The organism is Cupriavidus sp. KB_39 (genome assembly GCF_052114485.1).
Classification (GTDB): domain Bacteria; phylum Pseudomonadota; class Gammaproteobacteria; order Burkholderiales; family Burkholderiaceae; genus Cupriavidus.
This window is the reverse complement of sequence record NZ_JBFREV010000010.1, coordinates 48,079-73,892: the sequence shown is the minus strand read 5'-3', so window position 1 is coordinate 73,892 and position 25,814 is coordinate 48,079. Positions and strand designations below refer to the sequence as shown.

Sequence of the window (25,814 nt, the reverse complement as noted above, 5' to 3'; positions counted from 1 at the left end):
AGGATGCGATSCTACACCGTCACGCCAGTTGCCGCAGCGTGTGCTTGATGGTCTGGGCGCGCACGGCCACATCGGGCATCTTGGCCTCGATGCGCAGCTTGTCCTGCCCGGCCAGCTTGATATGGCGGTTCTTTTGCACGAGGTCGATGATGCGGATGGCGTCGATCGGCGGGTTCGGCACGAACTGCATGCTGATGGTGGCCTCGCCCGCATCGATCTTGCGCACGCCCAGCGGCACGGCGGCGATGCGCAGCCGGTGCGTCTCCACCAGCGCCTGCGCCTGCGGCGGCAGGCGGCCGAAGCGGTCGATCAGCTCTTCCTGGATGTTGTCCACGCTCTCGGCCGTCTCGCAGTTGGCCAGCCGCTTGTAGAGCGACAGCCGTTCGTGCACATCGGCGCAATAGTCGTTCGGCAGCAGCGCCGGCGTGCCGAGGTTGATCTCGGTGGTCACCTGCAGCGGGGCCATCAGGTCCGGCTCCTTGCCGGCCTTGAGCGCCTTCACGGCGGCGTTGAGCATGTCCGTATAAAGCTGGAAGCCGATTTCGTGGATTTCGCCCGATTGCTTGTCGCCCAGCACCTCGCCGGCGCCRCGGATTTCCAGGTCGTGCATGGCGAGGTAGAAGCCGGAGCCGAGTTCCTCCATCTGCTGGATGGCCTCGAGCCGGCGCTGCGCCAGCTTGGTCAGGCCATCGACATCATGGACCAGCATGTACGCGTAGGCCTGATGGTGCGAGCGACCCACGCGGCCCCGCAGCTGGTGCAGCTGGGCCAGGCCGAACTTGTCGGCGCGGTGGATCAGGATGGTGTTGGCGGTCGGCACGTCGATGCCGGTCTCGATGATCGTCGTGCAGAGCAGGATGTTGTCGCGCCGCGCCACGAAATCGCGCATCACGCGCTCCAGCTCGCGCTCGTGCATCTGGCCATGGGCCACGGCGATACGCGCCTCGGGCACCAGTTCCATCAGCCGGGCGCGCTTGTTCTCGATGGTCTCGACCTCGTTATGGAGGAAGTAGACCTGCCCGCCGCGCTTCAGCTCGCGCAGGATGGCCTCGCGGATCACGCCGTCTTCCTCGCGTCGCACGAAGGTCTTGATCGCCAGCCGCTTCTGCGGCGCCGTGGCGATGACCGAGAAGTCGCGCAGGCCCTCCAGCGCCATGCCCAGCGTGCGCGGGATGGGGGTGGCGGTGAGCGTCAGCACGTCGACTTCGGCGCGAAGTGTCTTGAGCGCCTCTTTTTGGCGCACGCCGAAGCGGTGTTCCTCGTCGATGATGACCAGGCCCAGGCGCTGGAACTTCACGTCGTCCGAGAGCAGCTTGTGCGTGCCGATGACGATATCGACGGTGCCCTCGTTAATCTGCTTGATGGCCGCGTCGATCTCCTTCTTGGTCTTGAAGCGCGACAGCTCCACGATGCGCACCGGCCATTCGGCGAAACGGTCGGACAACGTCTGGAAGTGCTGCTCCGCCAGCAGCGTGGTCGGCGCGAGCATGGCCACCTGCTTGCCGCCGAGCACGGCCACGAAGGCGGCGCGCAGGGCCACCTCGGTCTTGCCGAAGCCCACGTCGCCGCAGACCAGTCGGTCCATTGGCTTGCCGGAGGTCATGTCGGCGATCACAGCCGAAATGGCGGCGGCCTGATCGGGGGTTTCCTCGAAACCGAAGCTTTCGGCGAAGGTCTCGTAGTCCTTGGGCTGGAGTGGGAAGGCAAAGCCCTGGCGCAAGGCGCGGCGTGCGTACAGGTTCAGCAGCTCGGCGGCGGTGTCGCGGATCTGCTGCGCGGCGCGGCGCTTGGCCTTGTCCCACTGGCCGGAGCCGAGGTGGTGCAGCGGCGCGGATTCCGGATCGGCGCCCGAGTAGCGCGAGATCACATGCAACTGGTGCACGGGCACGTACAGCTTGCTGCCCTTGTCGTAGTCCAGGTGCAGGAATTCCTCCTCGCCCTGGCCCAGGTCCATCGTCACCAGCCCCTGATAGCGGCCGATGCCRTGCTCGCTATGYACCACGGGGTCGCCGATCTTCAGTTCGGCGAGGTCGCGCACCATCGAATCGACGGCGCTGGCCTGTTCCTGCTTGCGGCGGCCCGTGCGGCGCGCGGTGCCGGCGTAGAGCTCGGCCTCRGTCACGAAGGCCAGTTGCGCCTGCGGCAGCGCAAAGCCGCTCTGCAGCGGCGCCACGGCGATCGAGAAGTGCGCGTCACCGGCCAGATAGGCGGCGAAGTCGTCCACTGGCTGCGGACGCAGGCCGCTTTCGGCGAAGAGTTGCATCAGCGTCTCGCGCCGGCCAGCGGAGTCGGCGCACATCAGCACGCGCGTGGCCTTGTTCAGCAGCAGGGCCTCAAGGTTGACCAGCGGGTCTTCGGCGCGGCGGTTGACCGAGACATCGGGCAGGGCAGCCGAGAACGGTGCCTGCTCGGCCGTGGCCTCGCGCTGCAGCACCACGCGCGCCAGCGGCTTGGCGGCTACGAAGAACTGCTCCTCGGACAGGAACAGGTCCGCCGGCGGCAGCAGCGGGCGTTCGCGGTCGTGCCGCATGAAGGTGTAGCGCTGGGTGGTATCGGCCCAGAAACGGCGGATGGCCTCGTCGATATTGCCYGCGAACGCCAGTTGCGTGCCGGCGGGCAGGTAATCGAACAGGSTGGCGCTTTCCTCGAAGAACAGYGGCAGGTAGTACTCGATGCCGGCGGACGGCACGCCGTTGCCAATGTCCTTGTAGATCGGCGATTTGGTCGGATCTCCCTCGAACACCTCGCGCCAGCGGCCCCGGAAGGCGGTGCGGGCGGTTTCGTCGAGCGGGAACTCGCGCCCGGGCAGCAGGCGCACTTCCTTCACCGGGTACAGGCTGCGCTGGGTGTCGGGGTCGAAGGCACGGATGGTCTCGATCTCATCCCCGAACAGGTCGATCCGGTACGGCAGGGCCGAGCCCATCGGGAAGAGGTCGATCAGCCCGCCCCGTACGCTGTACTCGCCGGGGCGCATGACCGCGCTGACGTGCTCGTAGCCGGCCAGTGTGAACTGGGCCTTGAGCGCGTTTTCGTCGAGTTTCTCGCCCTGCTTGAAGAAGAAGGTGTACGCGGCCAGGAAGGCCGGCGGCGCCAGCCGGTACAGCGCGGTGGAGGCGGGCACCAGCATCACGTCGCACTGGCCGGTCTGGATGTCGTGCAGCGTGGCCAGCCGCTCGGATACCAGGTCCTGGTGGGGCGAGAAGCTGTCGTAGGGCAGCGTTTCCCAGTCCGGCAGCAGCCGCACACGCAGTTCGGGCGCGAACCACGGGATTTCCTCGGCCAGGCGCTGGGCGTCGGTGGCGTTGGCGCACATCACTGCCAGCATCGGCAGGGCGCCCTTGTGTTGGCGCGCGTAGGCGGCTACCAGCAGGGCGTCGGCGGAGCCGGTCAGGCCGGCCACCGCGTGACGCATGCCGGGCTTGACCAGCGACAGGTTGGCGAAGGATGTGACAGCGTGGATGTCAGGCATTGGCAGCAAGGGCGATCGAAACGACAGCGCCCCGCCGGCAGCGCGGGCGGGGGTTGGCCATGATAGTCCGGCCCCGGAAGGGATCTCCGTGGCGGTGGACAAGGGCCGTATTATAGAATGCGCACCGGCCGGTCCGCCGCCCGTCTTATTCCTACTTCGCCCCGCTACCCTGTGTCTGCTCGCCGCTTCGCCCTGATTCCCTGTGCCGGTACCGGCAGCCGCGCCGGCGGCCACGTCGCCAAGCAATACCAGACCGTGGCCGGCCGCCCGATGATCTGGCACGCGCTGGCCGCCTTTTCCGCCTGTGAGCGCATCAGCGCCACCGCGCTGGTGCTGGCGCCGGACGATATGCCGCTGGAATCGCGCTTCGGCGCGGAGGCGTTCGCGGGGCTGCGCTTCGATACCGCCTTCGTGGGCGGCGACACGCGCCACGCCTCGGTGCTGGCCGGCCTGCATCACCTGGCCCAGCTCGGCGCCACGGACAGCGACTGGGTGCTCGTGCACGATGCCGCCCGCCCAGGACTGACGCCGGCCATGATCGACACGCTGATCCGCGCCGTGGAGGCCGACGACGAGGCCGATGCGGCCATCGGCGGCATTCTGGCGGTGCCGGTGCCCGATACGCTCAAGCGGGCGGACGAAGGCACCCAGGTTGGCGTGCGGATTGGCGCCACCGTGCCGCGCGAAGGGCTCTGGCAGGCCCAGACCCCGCAGATGTTCCGCGTAGGCGTGTTGCGCCAGGCGTTGCAGGAGGCGCTGGCCGCCGGCGCCGTGGTCACCGACGAGGCGAGCGCCATCGAGCGCCTGGGCCTGCATCCGCGCCTGGTCAACGGCTCGCTGCGCAATTTCAAGGTCACCTACCCCGAGGATTTCGCGCTGGCGGACATCCTGCTCGCGCCGGCAGCCCCGCTGGCTGACCGTTAAGCATTTTTCAGAGGAGTCGCATTGAATCCGTTCGATATCCGCATTGGCCAGGGCTATGACGTGCACGCCCTGGTGCCGGGCCGCAAGCTGATCCTGGGTGGCGTGGACATTCCGCATGACCGTGGCCTGCTCGGCCATTCCGATGCCGACGCGCTGCTGCACGCCGTGACCGACGCGCTGTTCGGTGCCGCCGCATTGGGCGACATCGGCCGGCATTTTCCCGACACGGACCCGAATTTCGCCGGTGCCGACAGTCGCGTGCTGTTGCGCGAGGCGGCCCGGCGGGTGCGCGAGGCCGGCTACGAGATCGGCAACGTGGATGCCACGGTCATCGCACAAAAGCCAAAACTGGCCCCGCATATCGGCGGCATGGTGGCGAATCTCGCGGAAGACCTCGGCCTGCCCGTCACGCGTTGCAACGTGAAGGCGAAGACCAATGAGAAGCTGGGGTTCGAAGGGCGCGAAGAGGGCATCGTCGCGCAGGCCGCGGTGCTGATCTAYCGCAAGGCTGGCGACGTTCAGGATTGAAGCAACTGCGCGATCAGACAGTCAGACCGGGGGTGGCGACGGTAGCGGCGCTTCCTCGGGCAGGATCGCGAAGGTGTAGTCGTTCAGGCGCGCCATGGCGCCGCTGCGTGCGCCGGCTTCGGTCCGTTTCTGGAAGCCCATCTGCTGGCACAGTTTGTTGGCGGAGGCCATCTCGGGCATGGTCCGCACCACCAGCGCACTGGCGCCGATATCGCGCGCCCGCTGGATGCAGATCTGCATCAGCCGATGTCCCAGCCCCTGGCCACGCGCCTGCGGGCTGACCGACAGCAGCCGTGCCTCGGGCTGCGTCAGCGTCACGGTGCTGTCGTCCAGGGCGGGCAGCGTGGCGCCCGGATGGCAGAACAGCACGGCACCGCTGATGCCGTGGTCGCTCTCGGCGACCCACCATTCCATGTCGGGATTGTCCTTTGCGGCCAGCACGGACTGCATGCCGCGCTGGAACGATGCGCGGCAATCTTCCATGATCGCAAGCTCATACTGCCCATAGGCTTGCTGCGTGACCGCTGCGATGTCGCCCCAGTCGTACGCCGCCGCCAGGCGGAAGCGAAAACGGGGGGAGGTATGCGAAGGCAAGGTACTCATGGCCTCTGTATCCGTGTCCTTGCGTGGATTGTAGGCCGGTCGCGGCACAAGTGCATGGTTCCCGATCGCCCGTTTGCGTGTCAGACAACATGCCGCCCAGCGTATTGACATCGTCTTGACATCAGGCTTTCGCGCTGGGGCGAAAAAAACCCTGCCGCCCCTTGCGGTGGCGGCAGGTTTTCCTGACCAGGCGGGCAATGCCTGCCCGGCAAGCCTTATTCTGCGGCGATCACGTTGGCGGCAGCCCCGATCACGGCGGCGATGCGGCCCACGTCGCGCAGTTGCTGCGCGCTCATGCCTTGCTCGGTCTTCAGCAACTGATAGTGCGACTTCACGCAGAAGTGGCACTTGCCGATGATCGACGCGGCCAGTGCGTACATCTCGAAGCGGCGCTTGTCCACGCCACCATGGGTAGCGTAGGCGTTCATGCGCAGTCCGGCGGGCTGGCTCGACAGGTCCGGGTCCTCGGCCATCTCGATGTACGGATACCAGACATTGTTCATGCCCATCAGCGCGGCAGCCGTCTGCGCAGCGGTGACTTCCTCCGGCGACAGCACGTTCGCATTGCGGATGGCATCGACGATGATCTTGCTCTTGGCGGCGAAGGCGGCGGCGAGTGCCACGCCCACGGCGTCATTGCCTTCCAGCGACGAGCGCGCGATCGTGCCATCCACATTCAGGCGGATGTCCTTCGCGTAGTCGGGAATGAGGTTCTTAATCGTGCTGAGGAATTCCATTTATTTCTCCTATCGTCCAGGGCTCAAAAAACCCGCATTTGCGGGCTTTGACGCGGAAGCGCCGGTTTGGCCACTKCCGCGCGCGCCGGTCCGCCCGGGGAGGGCGGTTGGCAGGTCAAACAAATTACAGCGTGGCGCCGCCGACAGCGCGGTTGCACGGGCACAGCTCGTCCGTTTGCAGGCCGTCCAGAATACGCAGGACTTCGTCCGGGCTACGGCCGACGTTCAGGTTGTTCACCGACACGTGTTGGATCACGTTGTCCGGATCGACGATGAACGTAGCGCGCAGGGCCACGCCGGCAGCCTTGTCACGCACGCCCAGCTGGTCCACCAGCGAGCCGGTCACGTCGGCGAATTGCCACTGGTTCAGCTTGTTCAGGTCCTTGTGTTCGCGGCGCCATGCCAGCTTCACGAACTCGTTGTCGGTCGAGCCGCCCAGCACGATCGCGTCGCGATCAGCGAAGTCGTCGTTCAGCTTGGCGAAGGCGACGATTTCGGTCGGGCACACGAAGGTGAAGTCCTTCGGGTAGAAGTAGATGATCTTCCACTTGCCTTCGAAGGACTTCTCGGTGATGTCTTCGAAAGCCGACTGGCCATTCTCTTCGTGGTTGTTGAAACCCGGCTTCACGCCAACGATTTGGAACGATTCGATCTTGTCACCAACGGTCTTCATCAACTTCTCCTGATACGGTTGAACAGAGTAACGCACGCGACACGCCGGGCGGGGTGGGGCAGCACGGGGCTGCAGAACGCCACGATACGGCATCGCAACAAAGCCAGATTATGACCTGTCCGATACGCGCAGGGCCAATTGATTGTCTCAAAGAGACCGATAGGCATCGGCCTTTCCCTGCACGGCGCGCGCCAAAGACGAACGSTGAGTATGCCATGTGCGGACGCACATGACGAAAGCCGCCACAAAAGTTYCATCTTGTGGCGGCGATCGGGTCGGGGCCGCATCAGGCCACGCGTATCAGGCGGTGCGCAGGGCGCCCTGCAGGCGGCGGGTGCGGAAGATGACCAGCGTGGCCACCAGACCGCAGGCGGCGGCGAACGTCAGCCACAGGCCCGGCGCGGCCTTGTTGCCGGTTTCGTGGATCAGGTAGGTGGCGATGGCGGGCGTGAAGCCGCCGAACAGCGCCGTGGCCAGGCTGTAGGCGAGCGAGAAGCCCGCCGTGCGCACCGCCGGCGGCATGATCTCGGCCAGCGTGACGACCATCGCGCCGTTGTAGCTGCCGTACAGGAACGAGAGCCACAGCTCCACCATCAGCAGGCGGCCGAAGGACGGCTCGGCCACCAGCCAGGACACGGCCGGGTAGGCGGTCAGCAGGGTGGCGATGGTGAAGATCACCAGCAGCGGCTTGCGTCCCACGCGGTCGGAGACGGCGCCCATCAGCGGCAGCCAGATGAAGTTGGAAAGGCCGACGCACATCGTCACGATGAGGTTGTCCACGTCGCCGAGCTTGAGCACGGTCTTGCCGAAGGTGGGCGTGTAGGCGGTGATCATGTAGAACGACACCGTGGTCATCACCACCATCATGCAGCCCGCGAGGATGATGCCCCAGTTGTCGAGCATCGAGCGGTAGATCTCGCGCATGGTCGGCTGGTGCTTGCGGGTGCGGAAGGCTTCGGTTTCCTCCAGCGAGCGCCGGATCATGAACAGGAATGGCACGATCAGGCAGCCGATCAGGAACGGCACGCGCCAGCCCCAGCTATCCATCTGTTCCGGCGCCAGCGTGGCGTGCAGGATCACACCCATTAGCCCGGCAAAGATCACCGCCACCTGCTGGCTGGCCGACTGCCACGCCACATAGAAGCCTTTCTGGCCCGGCTTGGCGATCTCGGACAGGTAGACCGATACCCCGCCCAGCTCCACGCCGGCCGAGAACCCTTGCAGCAGCCGGCCCGCCAGCACCAGCAGCGGCGCGGCCACCCCGATCGAGGCATAGCCGGGCACCAGCGCAATCAGCAGCGTGCCCATCGCCATCAGGATCAGCGTGAGAATCAGGCCCTTGCGGCGGCCATGGTGGTCGATATAGGCGCCRAGAATGATGGCGCCGAGCGGACGCATCAGGAAGCCGGCGCCGAAGGTGGCCAGCGAGAGCATCAGCGAGGCGAATTCGTTGCCGCTGGGGAAGAACGTACGGGCGATGGCGGCGGCGTAGAAGCCGTACACCATGAAATCGTACATTTCGAGGAAGTTGCCGCTGACGACGCGGAACACGGTACGGGCGCTGTGCTGGGAAGCCGGCGCGGAGGCGGTGCTGGACATGGCTGTCTCTCGGTCAGCGCCGGTGCGGCCGGCGACATGTTGTGGGATCGCAATGGCCGCCAGTGTGCGCCGCGGGGCTGTCAATGCCCTGTCAACCGCCTTTCAATCTGCTATCAAATGCTGTCGAAAACCTGTCAGTGCCCGCGCGGGGTGGCGCCTCATGCGCGCCGGAAGCAGGCGCGCACCACCAGCCCGGACTTGGGTGGCGGCCGATTGGCGAGCACCAGCCGCCCGCCGTTGCGCTGGAGGATGCGGTTGACGATGGACATGCCCAGCCCCGCGCCCTTGGCCTCGCTGCGCGCGCTGTCGAGCCGGTAGAACGGCCGGGTCAGCAGCGAGAGCTGCGCATCGGGCACGCCCGGACCGTTGTCGGCCACGGTCAGCACGGCGTCCTTGTCATCGAGCCGGGTGGAGATCTCCACCTCGGCCATGCCGCTTTCCTCRTCCTTGGCGTAGCGGCGCGCGTTCTCGACCAGGTTGTCCAGGATGCGCTGGATCTCCATGCGATTGGCCACCGCCATGACCGGGCCGTTGGCGCGCACGTGCACGCGCACATCGTCGTGCGCGGCATAGACGCCCACGGCGTCCTGGACCAGCGCGGAGAGATCCACCGGCTCCACCATTTCCTGGCCGGGSCGGGCGTAGTTGAGGAACTGGCCGATGATGGCRTCCATCTGCTCGATGTCGGCGATCATGGCGTCGCGCGTGATGTTGTCCACCGGCGACATCTCGGTCTCGAGCCGCAGCCGGGTGAGCGGGGTGCGCAGGTCGTGGGAGATGCCGGCCAGCATGACCACGCGGTCGTCGTCGAGCTGGCGCAGGTCGCGCACCATCTGGTTGAAGCTSCGGTTGGCCTGGGCTACCTCGCTGGCGCCATGCTCGCGCAGCGGCGGCGGGTCGCCGCCCGTGCCGATCTGGCGCGCCGCGTTGGCCAGCCGCTTGAGCGGGTAGTTCACACGTGCCGTGATAAAGGCCGCGCCGATGATCGACAGCAGCAGCGCGGCGATACTCCACCACAGCCACTGGATGCCCGGCACGCGCTCGAAGCGCTCCGGGCTGATGGCGACCCAGTARTCGTCCCCCTCGATCTCGAAGCTGACCCACACGCCCGGAATGTCATTGACGGTGGTGGCGAGCACGGTGTCCTCGCCCAGCCGCCCGCGAATCTCCTGCTGCACCAGCTGGGTCAGGAACGGGTTGGCCGTGGGCGCGGCGAAGTCGTCGTCCTTCTCGCGCGGATAGACCTTGATGCCTTCGTTCTGCACGAGGTCGAGCAGCAGGAAGCGCCGCCGCGCCGGGTCGGAATAGAGCAGGGCCGCGCGCGTGAGCTTGACCACGCTGACCACCTGCATGGCGATCTGCTGGGCGCGCGGTGCGCGTTCGAAGAGCCGGTAGCTCTGGAACCAGATACCCAGCGAGATCGCCAGCAACAGGGCGATCAGCATGAAGGTGCGCCAGAACAGCGAACCAAAGAACCGCGTTGCGGTACGGCCGAGAGCGGTCGCCACGATGCTGACTGCGGACGAACCGGGACTACTTCACGCCATCGGGAATGAAGACGTAGCCCAGGCCCCAGACCGTCTGGATGAAGCGGGGGTTGCCCGGGTCCGGTTCGATGAGCTTGCGYAGGCGCGAGATCTGCACGTCCAGGCTGCGGTCGAACACTTCGTATTCGCGGCCGCGGGCCATTTCCATGAGCTTCTCGCGCGAGAGCGGCTGGCGCGGATGCCGCGCGAACACCTTGAGCACCGAGAATTCGCCCGTGGTGAGCGTGATTTCCTCGTCGTTCTTGGTCAGCGTGCGGGTGGCCAGGTTCAGCACGAAATCGCCGAAGGCGAAGGTTTCGGGCGTCTCGGACGGGGCGCCCGGTACCTCGGCGGGGCCCTTGCGGCGCAGCACGGCGTGAATGCGCGCGATCAGCTCGCGCGGGTTGAAAGGCTTGGGCAGGTAGTCATCGGCGCCCATTTCCAGGCCGACGATGCGATCGACGTCCTCGCCCTTGGCGGTCAGCATGATGATCGGGGTCTGATCGTTGGCACCGCGCAGGCGGCGGCAGATGGACAGGCCATCCTCGCCCGGCATCATCAGGTCCAGCACCAGCAGGTCAAACCGCTCGCGCAGCCAGAGCTTGTTCATGGCGGTGGCGTTTTCCGCCACCAGTACCGTGAACCCCTGCTCGCCAAGGTAGCGGCGCAGCAGGTCGCGCAATCGCGGGTCGTCGTCCACGACGAGAATCTTGTGGCTGGTATTTTCCATGGCGGTATCTTAGCGACTTACGCTTTCGCTCAAAATGGCTTAACAAAACGTTACATACTTTACCCTGTGGTATGGCGGCGTGCATCTTTTGTGCAATTACACTCCGCAAACCGTAGCCCGACGCCGATTTGGCGCGACGGGCATTCACGGTGACCAAGGGGCGTCCCATCTCTCTGACGAAGGCGTTGGCATAGTGCCTGCGTCGTCCTCCCCGCGGATGTGCGACCACGGTCAAGACCGCCATTATCCAATGAAAGTGAAGCAAAACCGGCACGGACAAACCCTGCAACGCACGGCGTGCGTGCGGGCGGCTTGCCATGCCGGCGCGGCCATGCTCATCGTACTGCTGCCGGCGCTCGCGCAGGCGCAGTCGGCGGGCATGGCCCAGTTACTCCGCCCTGCCCAGCCGGGCCACGCCAGCGGTGGCGCACCTACCCCCGCCGTGCCGGGCAAGCCGGGCGGCGGTGAGCGCCTGGACCAGCGCGAGGCCCGCACCCGCGCCGAAAAGTACCGCACGGAGCGCGACATGGCCGACCGCGCCGGCCGCCAGGGCCCACCGGGCGGGCATCCCAAACTCTCGCCCGACGAGCGCAAGACGCTGCGCAAGAATCTCCAGGATCTCGGCCGCGAGATGTACGAAGGCGGCTGACCGCCCTCCCTATCAGTCCTGCGGTCGGAAATGTCGCAGGAAATCCACGAATACCTCGGCCGCCAGCTGCGCATCTTCCACGGTGATGGTTTCCAGCGGGTTGTGGCTGATGCCGCYATTGCCGCAGCGCACGAACAGCATCGCCACGTCRGTCATGCGTTGCATCATCATCGCGTCATGCCCGGCGCCGGACGGCAGCTCGAACGCCTCCAGACCGCGCTTGCGCAGCACCGCGCCGAACTGATCCATCAGCCAGCGCGCGCACGGCGCGTTGTTCACCGGCGTCACTCGTTCGACGGTGGCGGTCAGGCCACGGCGCGCCGCGATCCGCTCGATGCCCATCACGATGTCGGTGATGGCGGCTTCGCGGATGCCGTCCTCGCCGGCGCGGATGTCCATCGAGAACACACACGCGGCCGGAATCACATTGCTGGAGCCGTTCGGCACCTGAAGCTGGCCCACCGTGCCGACCAGCGTCGGCACCTGCGCGCAGCGCGACTCCACCAGCAGGATCATCTCGGCGGCGCCGGTGGCGGCGTCGCGCCGCATGTCCATCGGCGTGGTGCCGGCGTGGCTGGCCAGCCCCTCCACCCGCACCTGGAAGCGGCTGCTGCCTGCGATCTGCGTGACGATGCCGAGCGCCAGGTCGCGGTTCAGCAGCACCGGGCCCTGTTCGATATGCACTTCGACGAACCCTGCCAGCGTGGCCGGATCGACCGCCGCGGCGCGCAGGGCGTCCAGGCTGCCGGCGCCGGGCAGGCCGGACTGGGCCAGCGCCTCGCGCATGGTCACCCCGTCCGGGTCCGCGCGGTCCAGCAGGGCCGGGTCGAAGCGGCCCGCCAGCACGCTGCTKGCCAGGAAGCTGGTCTTGAAGCGCAGCCCTTCCTCCTCGGCGAAGCCGACGATCTCGAAGTGATACGGCAGCCGGATGCCCGCCGCATGGAGTGCGCCCACCACCGCAATCGGCAGCAGGATGCCCAGCCGCCCGTCATACCGCCCGCCGTTGCGCACGGTGTCGAAATGAGAGCCGGTCATCAGCACCTTCGGCGCAGCCACGGCCGGATCGGCGGCATACCGCCCAATCACATTGCCGATGGCGTCCACGCGCACCGCCATGCCGGCTTCCTCCATCCACTGCACCAGTTGCGCCTGTGCCCGGCGATGCGCCGGCGTAAGGAACGCGCAGGTCAGCCCGTCCTCCATGTCGGAGTGGGCGGCGAGCGCGGCGGCGCGGTCGAGGATGGATTGGCCGAGCGAGGCGAGTACGGTAGTCATGGTGCGGATCGGGGTCGGGTCGGGATCAGTTCGGTTCGATTCGGTTCGATGGCGGTCAGCGGTTGCGCAGCCAGGTCTTCCAGGCGATCCACAGCATGCGCATCGGCGTCAGGGCGATGCGCTGCGTCAGCACCTGGAACTGGCTGGCCTCGATCTCGTCGAGCTGGGCATGGGAGATGGCGGCCATCACCAGCGCGGCGCGCTGGGCGCGGCGGTCCTGGCGCGGCAGTAGCGCCAGCGCCTCGCGGTACAGCGTGCGGGCCACCTCGGCCTGCTCGCGCATCAGGGCCACGAAGCGTTCGGAGTAGCGCGATTGCAGGATGTCGGCCGCTGGTACCTCGTGGCGCTGGAGCGTGTCCACCGGCAGGTAGATGCGGCCCTGGCGGGCATCCTCGCCCACATCACGGACGATGGTCGCGCGCTGCATCGACAGGCCCAGCTGGCGGGCGAAGTCCAGCGTGCGCGGATCGGAAAACCCCAGCACCCGGGCCGACAGCACACCCATGGCACCGCCCGCGCACTGGCAGTAGCGTTTCAAACCGGCTTCGTCGAGGTAGCGGGTCTGGGTCAGATCCATTTCCATGCCGTCCAGCATTTCAGAAAATTCGGATTGCGGCAGGCCGCACGGCGCAATATGGGGCTGCAGGGCCTGCGTGACCGGATGTGACGGTTGACCGTCATAGAGGCGGCGCAGTTCGCCGCGCCACCAGTCCAGCCGCTGGTGGGCTACGCCGGCGTCGTGGCTCTCGTCGATGATGGCCTCCAGCTCGCGGCGGAAGGCGTACAGCGCCGTGATGGCGCGGCGGCGTTCGGTCGGGAGGAACAGGAAGCTGTARTAGGGGAGGGAGCCGCCCGGGGCGGCCTTGTCCTGGCAATACTGATCGGGCGTCACGCCAATCTCTTTTTAATGCGGTCTGTGGGGCGATACGGACCGGCGCAGCGGGTCCGCGAAAGCGGCAAATTGTAACATCGGCCCCGTCCACCCCGTGTCCGCCATTCGCGCCAAGTTTCGGCCCATTCGTCGCCCGGCGTTTGACGCACTCGGAGCCGCTCGTTATATTACTGACCGGCCAGTTATTAATTCCCCGGCAGGCACCCGCAGAAGGGTCCGCCGCGAGACGCTTTCCCCAATTGGCTGTTCCCCCGCACTCTCCAGCTTGTTCCGACGTTCCACCGACTCAAGACGCTTAACCCATGCCAGTGCCTTATGCCAGGCCGGATGTTGCGGCCGCCGACGTTGATGTTTCCCCGATGCCCGCCCGGACCCGCCGGACGCCGATGGTCGCCCTGCTGACCGTGGCGACGCTGGCGATCCTGGCCGGGCTGTCCGGCTGCGGGAAGAAGGCGGAGCCGGTGGAGTCCGTGCGGCCCGTGCGGCTGCTGCAATTGCATTCGGGTGCCGGGAAGACCGCATTCGAGTTTTCGGGCGAGGTACGGCCGCGCGTGGAGTCGCGCCTGGGCTTCCGGGTGCCCGGCAAGATTTCGGCCCGTCTGGTGGACGTAGGCGCCAGCGTCAGGAAGGGCCAGCCGCTGGCCCGCCTGGACCCGACCGACTTGGCGCTGGCCGAAGCCTCCGCGCGTGCCCAGTTCGATGCCGCCAAGACCGACCGCGATCTGGCCGACTCCGACCTGAAGCGCTACAAGGAGCTGGCCGCCAAGAATTTCATCAGTGCCGCCGAGCTGCACCGGCGCCAGGCCACCTACGATTCCGCGGCCTCGCGGCTGGAGCAGGCGCAGGCCAATCTCCGCAACCAGAGCAACCAGACCGGCTACGCCGTGCTCGCCGCCGATGCGGACGGCGTGGTGACGGCCGTCGATGCCGAGGTCGGCCAGGTGGTCACGGCGGGGCAGTCGGTGATCCGCGTGGCGCAGATCGCCGAGAAGGAGGTCGCCATCGGCCTCCCCGAGGATCAGGTGGACATGCTGCGCGGCATCTCCGACGTCACCGTGCGCACCTGGGCCGAGCCGGACCGCGCGCTGCCGGGCCGCGTGCGCGAGATCTCCGGCGCCGCCGATCCGGTCACCCGCACCTACCCGACGCGCGTCAGCGTGCCCAATCCGCCCGCCGACCTGCGCTTCGGCATGACCGCCGTGGTCACCTTTACCCGCACCGGCGAGTCCGCCGCCATCCGCATCCCGCTGACCGCGCTGCTGCAGGACCGCGGCACCAATCAGGTGTGGATCTACCAGGGCGCGGCCAGTGGCGGCACGGGCACGGTCAAGCCGGTGCCGGTGACGCTGGGCGACCCGCAAGGCAATGAAATCGAGGTGCGCCAGGGGCTGGCGCCGGGCCAGACCATCGTCACGGCCGGCGTGCACCTGCTGCAGCCGGGCCAGAAGGTCAAGCCGATGCAGAGCGCCACGTCCGCCCAGCCTGCCCAGTCGGCCCAGCCGGCCTCCAATCCGGGCGCCGCCGCCGGCAGCAAGGGCTGATCGATGGAACACTCGCGCTTCAACCTGTCGCGCTGGGCGCTCGAGCACCAGCCGCTGACCCGCTACCTGCTGGTGGTGCTGCTGATCGGCGGCCTGCTGGCCTTCTTCCAGCTTGGTCAGGACGAAGACCCCCCGTTCACCTTCCGCGTGATGGTGGTGCAGGCCTTCTGGCCCGGCGCCACGGCCGAGCAGATCGCGGTGCAGGTGACCGACAAGATCGAACGGCAGCTCCAGGAAGTGCCGTACGCCGACAAGATCCGCAGCTTCTCCAAGCCGGGCGAGACCACGGTGATCTTCCAGCTGGCCGATAACTCGCCCGCCAAGGACACCGCGCAGATCTGGTACACGGTGCGCAAGAAGATCGGGGACATCGCCCAGACCCTGCCGCAGGGCGTGCGCGGCCCGTTCTTCAACGATGAATTCGGCGATGTCTACGGCTCGATCTACGCGCTCTCGGCGGACGGCTTCAACTACAAGGAGCTGCGCGAGTACGCCGACCTCGTCCGCCAGGCGCTGCTGCGCGTGCCCGCCGTGGCYAAGGTCACGCTGCTGGGCCTGCAGGAYGAGAAGCTCTATATCGAGTTCAACCAGACGCGCTTCGCGCAGCTTGGGCTCGACATCAACGCCATCGCCAACCAGATCTCGGAGCAGAACAATCCCACCGGGAGTGGCGTGATGGTCACCCCGACCGACAACCTCCAGGTCCGCGTGACCGGCCAGCTTGGCGATGTGCAGGACCTGGAGAGTCTGGTGCTGCGCGGGCCCAACGGCATCGCCAATATCCGGCTGGGCGACATCGCCCACGTCTATCGCGGCTATATCGACCCGCCCGCCAGCCGCATGCGCTTCAACGGCAAGGATGTGATCGGGCTCGGCATCTCGATGGAGAAGGGCGGCGACATCATCGCGCTGGGCCAGGAACTGCGCCGCGTGACCGACGGCCTGCGCGGCCAGTTGCCGATGGGCATCGAGATGGAGCAGGTGCAGGACCAGCCGCAGGCGGTCAAGCGCTCGGTGGGCGAGTTCGTGCACGTGCTGATCGAGGCCGTGGTGATCGTGCTGGCGGTCAGCTTCATCGCGCTGGGGCTGCACACCAAGCCGCTGCGGCTCGACGTGCGCCCCGGGCTGGTGGTGGCGCTGACCATCCCGCTAGTGCTGGCCGTGACGTTCCTGTTCATGAACATCTTCGGCATCGGCCTGCACAAGATCTCGCTCGGGGCGCTGATCGTGGCGCTCGGGCTGCTGGTGGAYGACGCGATCATCGCCGTCGAAATGATGGTCCGCAAGCTGGAGGAAGGCTTCTCCAAGATGGAGGCGGCCACTTTCGCCTACACCTCCACGGCCATGCCGATGCTGACCGGCACGCTGATCACGGCGGCCGGCTTCCTGCCGGTGGGGCTGGCCAAGTCCACCGTGGGCGAGTACACCTTCGCGATCTTCGCCGTGACGGCGCTGGCGCTGGTGCTGTCGTGGCTGGCGGCGGTGTACTTCACGCCCTACCTCGGCTACCTGCTGCTCAAGACCCGCGCCAGCGACGGCGGCCATCACGAGGTGTTCGACACGCCGTTCTACGCGCGCTTCCGGCATCTGGTGAACTGGTGCGTGACGTGGCGCAAGACCGTGATCGCCGTCACGCTGGTCAGCTTCGCGCTGGGCCTGTGGGCGTTCAAGTTCGTCGAGAAGCAGTTTTTCCCGGATTCGAGCCGGCCCGAGCTGATGGTGGAGTTGTGGATGCCCGAGGGCACCAGCTTCGCGCAGATGGAGGGCGAGGCCAAGCGCTTCGAGACCGCCATGCGCCGCGACAAGGCCGTGGATAGCCTGACCACCTTCGTCGGCGTCGGCGCGCCGCGCTTCTACCTGCCGCTGGACCAGATCTTCCCGCAGAGCAACGTGGCGCAGGTGATTGTGATGCCGGTCAGCGTGGAGGCGCGCGACGCGCTGCGCAAGCGCGTGATGGAGGTGCTGGCCACCCAGTTCCCGCAGCTGCGCGGCCGCGTGAAGCTGCTGCCGAACGGACCGCCGGTGGCGTACCCGGTGCAGTTCCGCGTGATCGGGCCCGAGGCCGCCGGCGTGCGCAAAATTGCCGATCAGGTCCGGGCGATCATGGCCGCCAATCCGAACACGGTGGGCGTGAACGACAACTGGAACGAGAACGTCAAGATGCTGCGCCTGGAGATCGACCAGGACAAGGCGCGCGCGCTGGGCGTGACCACCAACGCCATCGCCCGTGCCACGCAGGCCGTGCTGACCGGCGTGCCGGTGGGCCAGTATCGCGACGCCGACAAGCTGATCGACATCATCATGCGCACGCCGAAGAACGAGCGCGACGCGATGTCCGACATGGCCAACGTGCTGGTGCCGACCAACACMGGCCGCGCGGTGCCGCTGACGCAGGTGGCGCGCGTGACGCTGAAGTCCGAGCCGGGCGTGATCTGGCGCGAGAACCGCGACTTCGGCATCACCGTGCAGGCCGATGTGGTGGATGGCATCCAGGGTCCGACCGTGACCGCGCAGATCAACCCGCAGCTCAACAAGCTGCGCGCGAACCTGCCGCCGGGCTACCTGATCACCGTGGCCGGGGCCGAGGAGGAGAGCGGCAAGGCGGGGGCGTCCATCGCCGCGCAACTGCCGCTGTGCATCTTCCTGATCTTCACGCTGCTGATGCTGCAGCTCCACAGCTTCTCGCGTTCGGTGATGGTGTTCCTGACCGGCCCGCTCGGGCTGATCGGCGCCGCCGCCACGCTGCTGCTGCTGCGCGCGCCGATGGGGTTTGTCGCCCAGCTTGGCATTACGGCGCTGCTGGGCATGATCATCCGCAACTCGGTGATCCTGGTGGACCAGATCGAGCAGGACATCAGCGCCGGGGTGCCGCCGTGGCAGGCCATTGTCGAGTCAGCGGTGCGCCGGTTCCGGCCGATCATCCTGACCGCCGCGGCGGCCGTGCTGGCGATGATCCCGCTCTCGCGCTCGACGTTCTGGGGGCCGATGGCGGCCGCCATCATGGGCGGGCTGATCATCGCCACGGTGCTGACGCTGCTGTTCCTGCCGGCGCTGTACGCAGCGTGGTTCCGCGTGAAGCCGCCCGAGGGCGRCAGCGGGGTGATGGCGGGGTGATGGCRGGGTGATGGCAGGGTAGGCGGGGTGATCCCCGGGGGAGAAGAAAAAGCGCCGGTTACGACTGGCGCTTTTTCATTTGGGCGGTCAGCCGCACGATGTCCACCGCGATCTGCGCTGCGCGGCGGGGATCGGCGGCCACGGGTTTGCCGGTGCGGGGATCCTTCACCGACGGCATGCGGGCCATTTCCCGCAGCAGGTCGGCCAGCAGCGTCATGTCCTGCACCAGCGGCGCGCGCGGGTCGCCCGGCGGCAGCGTGATGCGGACCAGTTCGGACACGGCCTGATCGAGCGCCGGGGCGTGCACGGTCCGGCTGCGGTCGTCCGCTTCCTCGGGCGTCATCCGGCCGGCCTTGGTTGCCGCATTGTCGGCCTGCATGGCCTGGAAGGCGGTCGTGAAGGTCTTGTGGGCGCGCTCGATCTGGCGGGAAGCGGCCAGGCTGTCGCGCATGGCCTGGGGCACGCGCGGTGCCAGCGCGGCGGTACCCACCACCAGCACGGCGGCAACGGCTGCCGCCATGGCCAGGCCGCGCCGCAGCTTGCTGGCGTAGCTGGCGCGGTCCAGCCGCACCGGCAGGCATAGCGCGATCAGCGCGCCGCCGATCAGGCCGCCCACGTGCCCGGCGTTGTCCACGCGGGTTGACAGGAAGCCCTGCACCAGCGAATAGCCGATCATCACCGCGGCGTCCGTCGTCAGTTGCCGATGGATGCCCTCGGGCAGCAGCCGGCGATGCCGCAGCACCCCCGCCAGCAGCGCGCCGCCCACGCCGAACACGGCGCCCGACGCTCCGACCGACACCGCCGTCTGCGCCCCGAAATGCAGGCTCAGCGCGCTACCGGCCAGCCCCGCGCCGAGATAGATCAGCAGGAAGCCGCGCGTGCCGTAGAACCGCTCCACATGCTTGCCGAGCAGGAACAGCACCAGCATGTTGGCGCCGATGTGCCGGAGGCTGCTGTGCAGGAAGGTGGCCGTCAGCAACCGCCACCACTGGCCCTCCTGCACCAGCACGGCGGCGTTGCCGCCCCAGTCGACGAGCTTGGCGGGCGCTGTGGCGTCGAGCGTGGCGCCGTGCGTGAGCGTGAAAAGCCAGATCCCCACGTYGAGGGCGATCATCGCGTACAGGCCCCAGGTGTGCGGCAGTGCCTGCATCTCGGCCCGGAAGGCCTGGTCGGCCGCCAGCGCGTTATCGACTGCGACGCCCGCCGTACGCATGTGATGGGTGACCAGCGCCTGGGCGAGCTGCTGGTCTGCCTCGCGCATCAGGGCCAGCCGGATCGTGAACGCCGCCGGGGTCCGTTTCCGGGCGCCCGGCACGGGCTTGGGAAAGACCTCGATCACAGGACCGCCGCGCAGGTTGCGCACCGCCACAGCGGCGATCTCGGCCCAGCGCAGGTGGGGGCGGCGGCGCGGGAAGGACGTCGAGCCGATGCCGCCGGCGTCCACCGTCAACAGCGGCTTGCGCAGCGGCGCGTGCCGGCCCCAGGACCATTCGAACAGGATCAGCACGCCGAAGAAGCCGGCGCCGACGACGATCAGGCTGGTCTTGCCGTGCGAGAACAGCAGGAGCAGCGTCCCCAGCCCGCCGAAGCAGAGCCAGAGCAAGGCGCGCACGAGCAGCGCGGACCCGAATCGGCGCACATGGAACGCGCCGCTGCGGCGCGAGCCGATGGCCGGCGCGCGCATGAATAGCGATGTCTGCATGGTTCTTCCCGACAAGACGATGTCATCGCGTCATCTCGCTGGCCCCGGTGCGGCAGGGCCACGGCGCGCGTCACGCGACGATATGCGGTCGTCCGTCGGGAAGCATCTCCCCCGTCGGGAGGGTTGCGGCCCTAGTCGGCCAGTTCGAAGACCACGTCCTGCGCGCCCTCCCAGAGCACCTTGGTGCCGAGCGCCCGGAGGTTCTCCCGGCCTTCGACGATGGTCAGAAAGTGGTTGCCGGCCAGCTGGCCCATCTTGCTGGCGAAGCAGCAGCTGCCGTAGGCCAGGATGATCTCGGTTTCGCTGTAGCCGCCCGGGTAGAACAGGATGTCGCCCACGGACGGGTGGCTGGTGTGGTTTTCGAAGCCAACGCCCAGCTTGAATTCGCCGAGCGGAATCCAGCAGCCTTCGCCGCTCCAGCGCACGTGGATCAGCTTCTGCCGGTAGGGCAGCAGCTTCAGGAAGGCGGCCACGGTCTCGGGGGCGTCCGGGTGGGTGTCGGCCAGGAAGGTCTGGCCGGCGGCGGTGATGCGGAGTCGGGGCATGGCTATATCTATATAGAGGGGTCGATGGGGGCCGGGTCAGGCCAGCGCCGTCATCAGCGTCTCCGCCACGGCGATCAGGCTGCGGTCGCTGCCCTTCGGGCCGAGCAGGGAAATGCCGAGCGGCGCGCCGGCGCGGCCGGAGAGCGGCAGGCTCAGTTGCGGGAAGCCCGACAGCGGCGTCAGGCACAGCGAGTGGGCGGCGGCGGTGCGGTAGTCCTCCAGCGTCTCGCCGGCGGCGGTGCGCAGCGGGGCGATGTCCGGCATGGTCGGCAGCACCAGCACGCCGTCATGGCCGAGCAGGCGACCCAGGTGCGCGGTGAACTCGCGGCGCACCGCGCTCGACTGCTCGAACTGGGCTTGCGTGACCCCCTTGCTGAACGCGAAGCGCGCGGCCACGTCCGGGCCCATCTGCAGGCCGTAGTTCTCGATCAGCGCGCCATCGGCCTGCCAGGCTTCCCAGCCCTGCACGTAGCGGAAGGCCCAGTACAGGTCGGCCAGCGGCCGGTCGGCCACGTCCACCGGGGTGGCATGGCCCAGCACGGCCTCGATGCGCGCCACCGTGGGCGCCAGCGCGGCGCGAGCTTCGGGTGTCGGCAATTCGAACAAGTCCGATGCCAGCAGCAGGCGAGGCCGGGCCGGCAGCGGATCGGCATCCTTGCCGAACAGCACGTCCGCCACGCGGGCGAAGGTGCCTATGTCTCGGGCGAAGAAGCCGCAGGTATCGAGCGTCTCGCACAGCGGCATGCAGTGCTGGAGCGAGATACGGCCATGCGAGGGGCGGATGCCGAACAGGCCGCAGTGGCTGGCCGGGGCGCGCACCGAGCCGCCGGTGTCCGTGCCGAGCGCGAAGTCGCACAGCTTGTTGGACACCGCCGAGGCCGACCCGGACGACGAACCGCCCGTCACGCGATCGGGCGCGCCGCCGTTGACCGGGCCGCCGTAGTGCGCGTTCTGGCCGTTCATCGAGAAGGCCAGCTCGTCCGTGTGCGACTTGCCGACGAACATCGCGCCGGCATCGAGCAGCTTCTGCACCGTGGGCGCGGTCACCGTCTTGATGCCGGAGCGGGCCAGCACGTGCGGATTGCCGCCGCCGGTGGGGTAGCCGGCCACGTCGAACAGGTCCTTGACGGCGAAGGTCAGCCCCCGCAGCGGGCCGATGGCCGCGTTGGGCACGGGCGCGTCGGGGTAGGGCATGAAGGCGCGGGCGGGATGGGTGGCCAGGGTCATGGCGTTCGGCTTCCTTCTTTTTCGGAGGATGGATGGAGTTTAGGCGGCGGCCGGCGAGGCAGCGGCGGTATTCGAAGGTTCGGAGCTATCGGCCACCAGCACGCAACTGACGCGGTGGCCGTTGCCCAGCGCCACGCTGCGCGGCACCTCGGCCAGGCAGGCGGGGCGGGCGTGCGCGCAGCGCGGGGCGAAGGTGCAGCCCGGCGGCAGCGCGGCCAGGTCAGGCGGGGCGCCGCCGATGGCCTGCAGCCGCTGGCCGCGATCCATGCCGTGCTGGCGGCTTTGCAGCAGCGCCATCGTGTACGGGTGGCGCGCCTCGCGCAGCAGCGTGCGGATCGGGCCTTCCTCGACGATGCGGCCGCCGTACATCACGGCCACGCGGTCGGCAATCTCCACCGCCGCACCCATGTCGTGCGTGACGAAGACGATGGAAAGGCCCAGCTCGCGTTGCAGCTCCCGCAGCAGGATCAGCACCTGGATCTGCACGGTGGCGTCCAGCGCCGTGGTGGGCTCATCGGCCAGCAGGATTTTCGGTTGGGCCGACAGCGCGAGCGCAATCATCGCCCGCTGCCGCATGCCGCCGGACATCTCGTGCGGATAGGCGGCCAGCCGCCGCTCGGGGCTGGGAATGCGCACCGCTTCCAGCGCCTTCAGCGCCAGCGCGCGGGCTTCGGCGGCGGACACCTTCTTGTGCGTCCGAATGCACTCGACGATCTGCTGGCCCACCGTGTACACCGGGTCCAGCGCCAGCAGCGGCTCCTGGAACACCATGGCGACGGTGCCGCCGCGCAGCCGGGCCAGCGCGCGCTTGTCCAGCGCGAGCACGTCCTGGCCATCGACATGGATCTGGCCGCCGATGCGCGTGCGGCGGGGCGGATGGAGGCGCATCAGCGCGCGCAGCGTCACGCTCTTGCCGGAACCGGATTCGCCGATCAGCGCCACGGCTTCGCCGGGGGCCACGTCGAGCGACACGCCGTTCACCGCGCGGATGGTCTTGCCGCCGCCGGCGAAGGTGACGTGGAGGTCCTTGACCGAGACGGCAGGGGAATGGGGGGCTGTCATAGGGGTSTCCCGCAGGTCAGGTGGGTCAGGGCGTGGCCGCGTGCAGGCCCGGCGTCATGCGCCGCAGCGGCAGCGAGTGGCCACCGTCGGGCATCGCCATCAGGCAAGACACGGGATGGCCGGCCAGTTCGTCGGCCAGCACGGGGGTGCGGCGCTCGCAGACCGGCTCGGCGCGGGCGCAGCGCGGATGGAAGCTGCATCCGGACGGCGGATTGATCGGGTTGGGCGGGTCGCCCGCCAGCGGCGCGGCCAGCGTGCGGTGGTCCGGGTCCATCGACGGCATCGACGCCAGCAGCGCGCGCGTGTACGGGTGCGAGGGATTGGCGTAGATCGACTCCGTATCGCCAATCTCCACCACCTTGCCCAGGTACATCACCATCACCCGGTCGCACAGGTAGCGGATGACGTTGAGGTCATGGCTGATGAAGACGTAGGTCAGGTCGAACTCGGCTTTGAGGTCGAGCAGCAGGTTCAGCACCTGGGCTTCCACGGATTTGTCGAGCGCGGACACCGCTTCGTCCAGGATCACCAGCCGGGGCCGCAGCGACAGCGCGCGGGCGATGTTCACCCGCTGGCGCTGCCCRCCGGACAGYTCRTGYGGATAGCGCCCGGCAAAGCGCGCCGGSTCCAGYCCCACGCGCTCCAGCAGGTAGCGCGCCCGCTCGGTGGCCTCCCGCGCCGGCACGCCRTGCACGCGCGGCGTGAAGGCGATCGATTCCTCGATGGTCAGGCGCGGGTTCAGCGACGAGTAGCTGTCCTGGAACACCATCTGCACCTGGCTGCGGAACGCCTTCATCGGCAACTGGGGCGAGCCCACGCCCTGGGCGTCGAAGATCAGCTCGCCGCTGTCTTGCGCGGTGAGCTGCATCAGCAGCCGCGCGGTGGTGGACTTGCCGCAGCCGGACTCGCCGACCACGCCGAGGGTTTCGCCCTTGAGCACGTCGAAGCTGACGCCGTCCACGGCGCGGACCTCGCCGGCCTTGTGGAACGGGATGGCCGACTTGAGCGGGAAATGCTTGACGAGATCGCGCGCGATCACGAGTGGCTGGGCCGGGCCGCCGATGTCGCGGGCGTGGGCGGGTGCGGGCGCTGTGAGGAGGTCGCTCATGTTCATTCCTTGATTTCCATGGCCGAGCGGATGCCGTCGGCCAGCAGGTTGAACGAGATCGAGGTCAGGAAAATCATCGCGCCGGGCAGGGCGGCGACCCAGGGCTGGGTGTAGATGGCGGTGCGCAGCGTGTTGAGCATCAGGCCCCATTCGGGCTCGGGCGGCTTCACGCCGAGGCCGAGGAAGGAGAGCCCGGAGGCCAGGATCATCGACACCGAAATCAGACTCGTCGCATAGACGAAAATCGGCCCAAGTACGTTATTCAGCACATGGGCGCGCACGATGGTCAGCGAGCTGGCCCCGGAGGCGCGCGCCGCATCGACGAACTCGCGGTTGCGTACCTGCGTGGTCACGCTCTCCGCCACCCGCACGATCTGCGGTACGAAGACGATGGTCAGCGACAGCAGCGCGTTGCCCACCCCGGCGCCCAGCGTGCCGGACAGCGCGATGGCCAGCAGCACCGACGGAAAGGCGTAGAGGATGTCGGTGAGCCGCATGATGATGGTGTTGGTCCAGCCGCCCGCGTAGCCGGCGATGATGCCGAGTGCGCTKCCGATCACAAACGCCAGCAGCACCGGCGTGATGCCCATGAACAGCGAGAGCCGGCCGCCCAGCATCAGGCGCGAGAGCAGGTCGCGGCCCAGTTCGTCGGTGCCGAGCGGATAGCCAGCGGTGCCGATCGGCTTGAGCCGCTTGAGGATGGAGGACGCGTACGGGTCCGCCGGCATCAGCGCCGGGGCGAAGATCGCCAACACCACCAGGGCGATCAGGATCAGCGCGGCGGCCATCGCCAGCTTGTTGCGCAGCAGGCGGCGGCCCACGGTGGCCCAGTAGCCGGGCGAGCGCGCCACGGGCAGCGGCGCCACGGCCTTGTTCAGTGCGATCTGCATGGGGGCCTCCTTAATTGCGCTGGATGCGGGGGTCGAACAGCGTCTGCAGCGCGTCCACCAGCAGGTTGAGCAGGACAAAGAAGACGGCCAGCACGAGGATCGTGCCCTGCAGCAGCGGGAAGTCGCGCTGGAAGATGGCCGAGTTCAGCAGGAAGCCGGTGCCGGGCCACGAGAACACGGTCTCGATCAGGATCGACCCGCCGAGCAGGTAGCCGAGCTGGAGGCCCATCACGGACAGCGCGGTCGGCGCCACGTTCTTGACCACGTGGCGGAACACGGCCACGTCCGACAGGCCCCGGGCGCGCAGGCCGACGATGAACTCGTTGGACAGGATCTCCGCCACCAGCGCCCGGATCGTGCGGGCGACGATGCCCATCGGGATCACCGACATCGTGATGGCCGGCAGCAGCATGTACTGGAAGTGCTCCCAGTCCCACGCCCAGTCCCCCGAGCCGCCCGGGCCGGCGCCGGTGGCGGGCAGCCAGCCGAGCAGCACCGAGAAGGCGATGACCAGCACCATGCCGAGCCAGTAGTGGGGAATGCTGACRCCGAGCACGGACAGGAAGGAGGCGGTGCGGTCGGCGATGGAATCGCGCAGGTAGCCGGCCACGAAGCCGAACAGGCAGCCGAAGGTGAAGCCGATCAGCGTGGCCACGCTGGCCAGCCGGATCGAGTTGATCACGGCGGTGGAAACCTCGCTCATCACCGGCCGGTTGGTGGCGATGGAGGTGCCCAGGTCGCCATGGAGCGCGCGGGCCAGCCAGTGCAGAAATTGTTCGAGGAACGGTTTGTCGAAGCCGTACAGCGCGGTGAGTTGGCGCCGGAGGTCTTCGGAGGCATCGGGCGGCAGCACCGAGACGAGGGGGTCCCCGGGGGCGATGTGGACCAGCGAGAAGCAGAGCAGGGCAACCCCAAGCAGGATAGGCAGCGCATAGAGAATGCGGCGAAGCAGGTAAGTCATGGTCTGTGGCCGGCTAGTGTGGGGGCGGAGGGTTTTCTCCCCTCGCCCGCTTGCGGGAG

At 67.9% G+C, this 25,814-nt stretch carries 21 protein-coding genes; 5 read left to right on the top strand and 16 right to left on the bottom strand.

Going from position 1 to position 25,814, the window contains the following annotated elements:
• Positions 1 to 19: 19 nt before the first annotated feature.
• Positions 20 to 3,469, bottom strand: coding sequence for a transcription-repair coupling factor (gene mfd, locus AB4Z27_RS10285; RefSeq protein WP_441644450.1), 3,450 nt, complete (start codon positions 3,467 to 3,469; stop codon positions 20 to 22).
• Positions 3,470 to 3,640: 171 nt separating this feature from the next.
• On the opposite strand from mfd, the gene ispD reads away from it, so the two are divergent.
• Positions 3,641 to 4,393 carry a 2-C-methyl-D-erythritol 4-phosphate cytidylyltransferase gene (gene ispD, locus AB4Z27_RS10280; RefSeq protein ID WP_143093869.1) on the top strand — a complete coding sequence of 251 codons (753 nt, stop codon included), beginning with the start codon at positions 3,641 to 3,643 and terminating at the stop codon, positions 4,391 to 4,393.
• Positions 4,394 to 4,414: 21 nt separating this feature from the next.
• Positions 4,415 to 4,921: a 2-C-methyl-D-erythritol 2,4-cyclodiphosphate synthase gene (gene ispF / locus AB4Z27_RS10275; protein WP_092292957.1), complete on the top strand. Its 507-nt coding sequence runs from the start codon at positions 4,415 to 4,417 to the stop codon at positions 4,919 to 4,921.
• 21 nt (positions 4,922 to 4,942) lie between these two features.
• On the opposite strand, the gene AB4Z27_RS10270 is transcribed toward ispF, so the two are convergent.
• The 6 genes from AB4Z27_RS10270 to ompR all read right to left on the bottom strand — a co-directional run bounded on the left by AB4Z27_RS10270 (position 4,943) and on the right by ompR (position 10,789).
• On the bottom strand, positions 4,943 to 5,524 hold the full coding sequence (locus AB4Z27_RS10270; RefSeq protein ID WP_092292959.1) for a GNAT family N-acetyltransferase: 582 nt from the start codon (positions 5,522 to 5,524) through the stop codon (positions 4,943 to 4,945).
• Positions 5,525 to 5,739: 215 nt separating this feature from the next.
• Positions 5,740 to 6,261, bottom strand: a complete 522-nt coding sequence (locus AB4Z27_RS10265; RefSeq protein ID WP_092292961.1) for a carboxymuconolactone decarboxylase family protein — start codon at positions 6,259 to 6,261, stop codon at positions 5,740 to 5,742.
• A gap of 124 nt (positions 6,262 to 6,385) precedes the next feature.
• Positions 6,386 to 6,934 (bottom strand): peroxiredoxin, encoded by a 549-nt coding sequence (locus tag AB4Z27_RS10260; RefSeq protein ID WP_092292963.1) that lies wholly within the window; start codon positions 6,932 to 6,934, stop codon positions 6,386 to 6,388.
• Between the two features lie 300 nt (positions 6,935 to 7,234).
• Positions 7,235 to 8,533: an MFS transporter gene (locus AB4Z27_RS10255; protein ID WP_092292965.1), complete on the bottom strand. Its 1,299-nt coding sequence runs from the start codon at positions 8,531 to 8,533 to the stop codon at positions 7,235 to 7,237.
• A gap of 158 nt (positions 8,534 to 8,691) precedes the next feature.
• Complete coding sequence (locus AB4Z27_RS10250) at positions 8,692 to 10,041, bottom strand: ATP-binding protein (RefSeq protein ID WP_092292967.1); 1,350 nt, start codon at positions 10,039 to 10,041, stop codon at positions 8,692 to 8,694.
• 25 nt (positions 10,042 to 10,066) lie between these two features.
• A complete protein-coding gene (gene ompR / locus AB4Z27_RS10245; RefSeq protein WP_006576352.1) occupies positions 10,067 to 10,789 on the bottom strand; it encodes an osmolarity response regulator transcription factor OmpR in 723 nt (240 codons plus the stop codon).
• A gap of 331 nt (positions 10,790 to 11,120) precedes the next feature.
• Between ompR and AB4Z27_RS10240 the strand changes: the two genes are divergently transcribed.
• A complete protein-coding gene (locus AB4Z27_RS10240; protein WP_441591137.1) occupies positions 11,121 to 11,438 on the top strand; it encodes a hypothetical protein in 318 nt (105 codons plus the stop codon).
• A 12-nt stretch (positions 11,439 to 11,450) separates the two neighbouring features.
• On the opposite strand, the gene AB4Z27_RS10235 is transcribed toward AB4Z27_RS10240, so the two are convergent.
• Entirely contained in the window at positions 11,451 to 12,713 is a 1,263-nt protein-coding gene (locus AB4Z27_RS10235) for a Zn-dependent hydrolase (protein ID WP_441644421.1), read from the bottom strand.
• Between the two features lie 55 nt (positions 12,714 to 12,768).
• Complete coding sequence (gene hpnD / locus AB4Z27_RS10230; RefSeq protein ID WP_441644420.1) at positions 12,769 to 13,605, bottom strand: presqualene diphosphate synthase HpnD; 837 nt, start codon at positions 13,603 to 13,605, stop codon at positions 12,769 to 12,771.
• Positions 13,606 to 13,907: 302 nt separating this feature from the next.
• Here hpnD and AB4Z27_RS10225 point away from each other — a divergent pair, with 302 nt between their 5' ends.
• Together AB4Z27_RS10225 and AB4Z27_RS10220 are read left to right on the top strand one after the other, a co-directional pair.
• Positions 13,908 to 15,146: an efflux RND transporter periplasmic adaptor subunit gene (locus tag AB4Z27_RS10225; protein ID WP_441644419.1), complete on the top strand. Its 1,239-nt coding sequence runs from the start codon at positions 13,908 to 13,910 to the stop codon at positions 15,144 to 15,146.
• Between the two features lie 3 nt (positions 15,147 to 15,149).
• Entirely contained in the window at positions 15,150 to 18,260 is a 3,111-nt protein-coding gene (locus tag AB4Z27_RS10220) for an efflux RND transporter permease subunit (protein ID WP_441644418.1), read from the top strand.
• 58 nt (positions 18,261 to 18,318) lie between these two features.
• Here AB4Z27_RS10220 and AB4Z27_RS10215 read toward each other — a convergent pair whose 3' ends face one another.
• The 7 genes from AB4Z27_RS10215 to AB4Z27_RS10185 form a co-directional block, all read right to left on the bottom strand.
• Positions 18,319 to 19,962 carry a rhomboid family intramembrane serine protease gene (locus AB4Z27_RS10215; RefSeq protein ID WP_441644417.1) on the bottom strand — a complete coding sequence of 548 codons (1,644 nt, stop codon included), beginning with the start codon at positions 19,960 to 19,962 and terminating at the stop codon, positions 18,319 to 18,321.
• 131 nt (positions 19,963 to 20,093) lie between these two features.
• The gene (locus AB4Z27_RS10210) at positions 20,094 to 20,507 is read right to left on the bottom strand and encodes a DUF3830 family protein (protein ID WP_092292980.1); all 414 of its coding nucleotides are present in this window, start codon (positions 20,505 to 20,507) and stop codon (positions 20,094 to 20,096) included.
• Positions 20,508 to 20,543: 36 nt separating this feature from the next.
• On the bottom strand, positions 20,544 to 21,734 hold the full coding sequence (locus AB4Z27_RS10205) for an amidase (RefSeq protein ID WP_441591133.1): 1,191 nt from the start codon (positions 21,732 to 21,734) through the stop codon (positions 20,544 to 20,546).
• 39 nt (positions 21,735 to 21,773) lie between these two features.
• On the bottom strand, positions 21,774 to 22,796 hold the full coding sequence (locus AB4Z27_RS10200; RefSeq protein WP_441591132.1) for an ABC transporter ATP-binding protein: 1,023 nt from the start codon (positions 22,794 to 22,796) through the stop codon (positions 21,774 to 21,776).
• A gap of 25 nt (positions 22,797 to 22,821) precedes the next feature.
• Entirely contained in the window at positions 22,822 to 23,904 is a 1,083-nt protein-coding gene (locus AB4Z27_RS10195; protein ID WP_441644416.1) for an ABC transporter ATP-binding protein, read from the bottom strand.
• A gap of 2 nt (positions 23,905 to 23,906) precedes the next feature.
• Positions 23,907 to 24,794, bottom strand: coding sequence for an ABC transporter permease (locus AB4Z27_RS10190; protein ID WP_092292986.1), 888 nt, complete (start codon positions 24,792 to 24,794; stop codon positions 23,907 to 23,909).
• Positions 24,795 to 24,804: 10 nt separating this feature from the next.
• The gene (locus AB4Z27_RS10185) at positions 24,805 to 25,755 is read right to left on the bottom strand and encodes an ABC transporter permease (RefSeq protein ID WP_092292988.1); all 951 of its coding nucleotides are present in this window, start codon (positions 25,753 to 25,755) and stop codon (positions 24,805 to 24,807) included.
• Positions 25,756 to 25,814 lie beyond the last annotated feature (59 nt).

Bases quoted from the DNA above. Each gene is read 5' to 3' on its own strand.
- AB4Z27_RS10205 (WP_441591133.1), bottom strand. From the start codon at position 21,734: ATGACCCTGGCCACCCATCCCGCCCGCGCCTTCATGCCCTACCCCGAC.
- AB4Z27_RS10240 (WP_441591137.1), top strand. From the start codon at position 11,121: ATGCTCATCGTACTGCTGCCGGCGCTCGCGCAGGCGCAGTCGGCGGGC.
- AB4Z27_RS10225 (WP_441644419.1), top strand. From the start codon at position 13,908: ATGCCAGTGCCTTATGCCAGGCCGGATGTTGCGGCCGCCGACGTTGAT.
- AB4Z27_RS10200 (WP_441591132.1), bottom strand. From the start codon at position 22,796: ATGACAGCCCCCCATTCCCCTGCCGTCTCGGTCAAGGACCTCCACGTC.
- AB4Z27_RS10265 (WP_092292961.1), bottom strand. From the start codon at position 6,261: ATGGAATTCCTCAGCACGATTAAGAACCTCATTCCCGACTACGCGAAG.
- AB4Z27_RS10210 (WP_092292980.1), bottom strand. From the start codon at position 20,507: ATGCCCCGACTCCGCATCACCGCCGCCGGCCAGACCTTCCTGGCCGAC.
- AB4Z27_RS10270 (WP_092292959.1), bottom strand. From the start codon at position 5,524: ATGAGTACCTTGCCTTCGCATACCTCCCCCCGTTTTCGCTTCCGCCTG.
- AB4Z27_RS10260 (WP_092292963.1), bottom strand. From the start codon at position 6,934: ATGAAGACCGTTGGTGACAAGATCGAATCGTTCCAAATCGTTGGCGTG.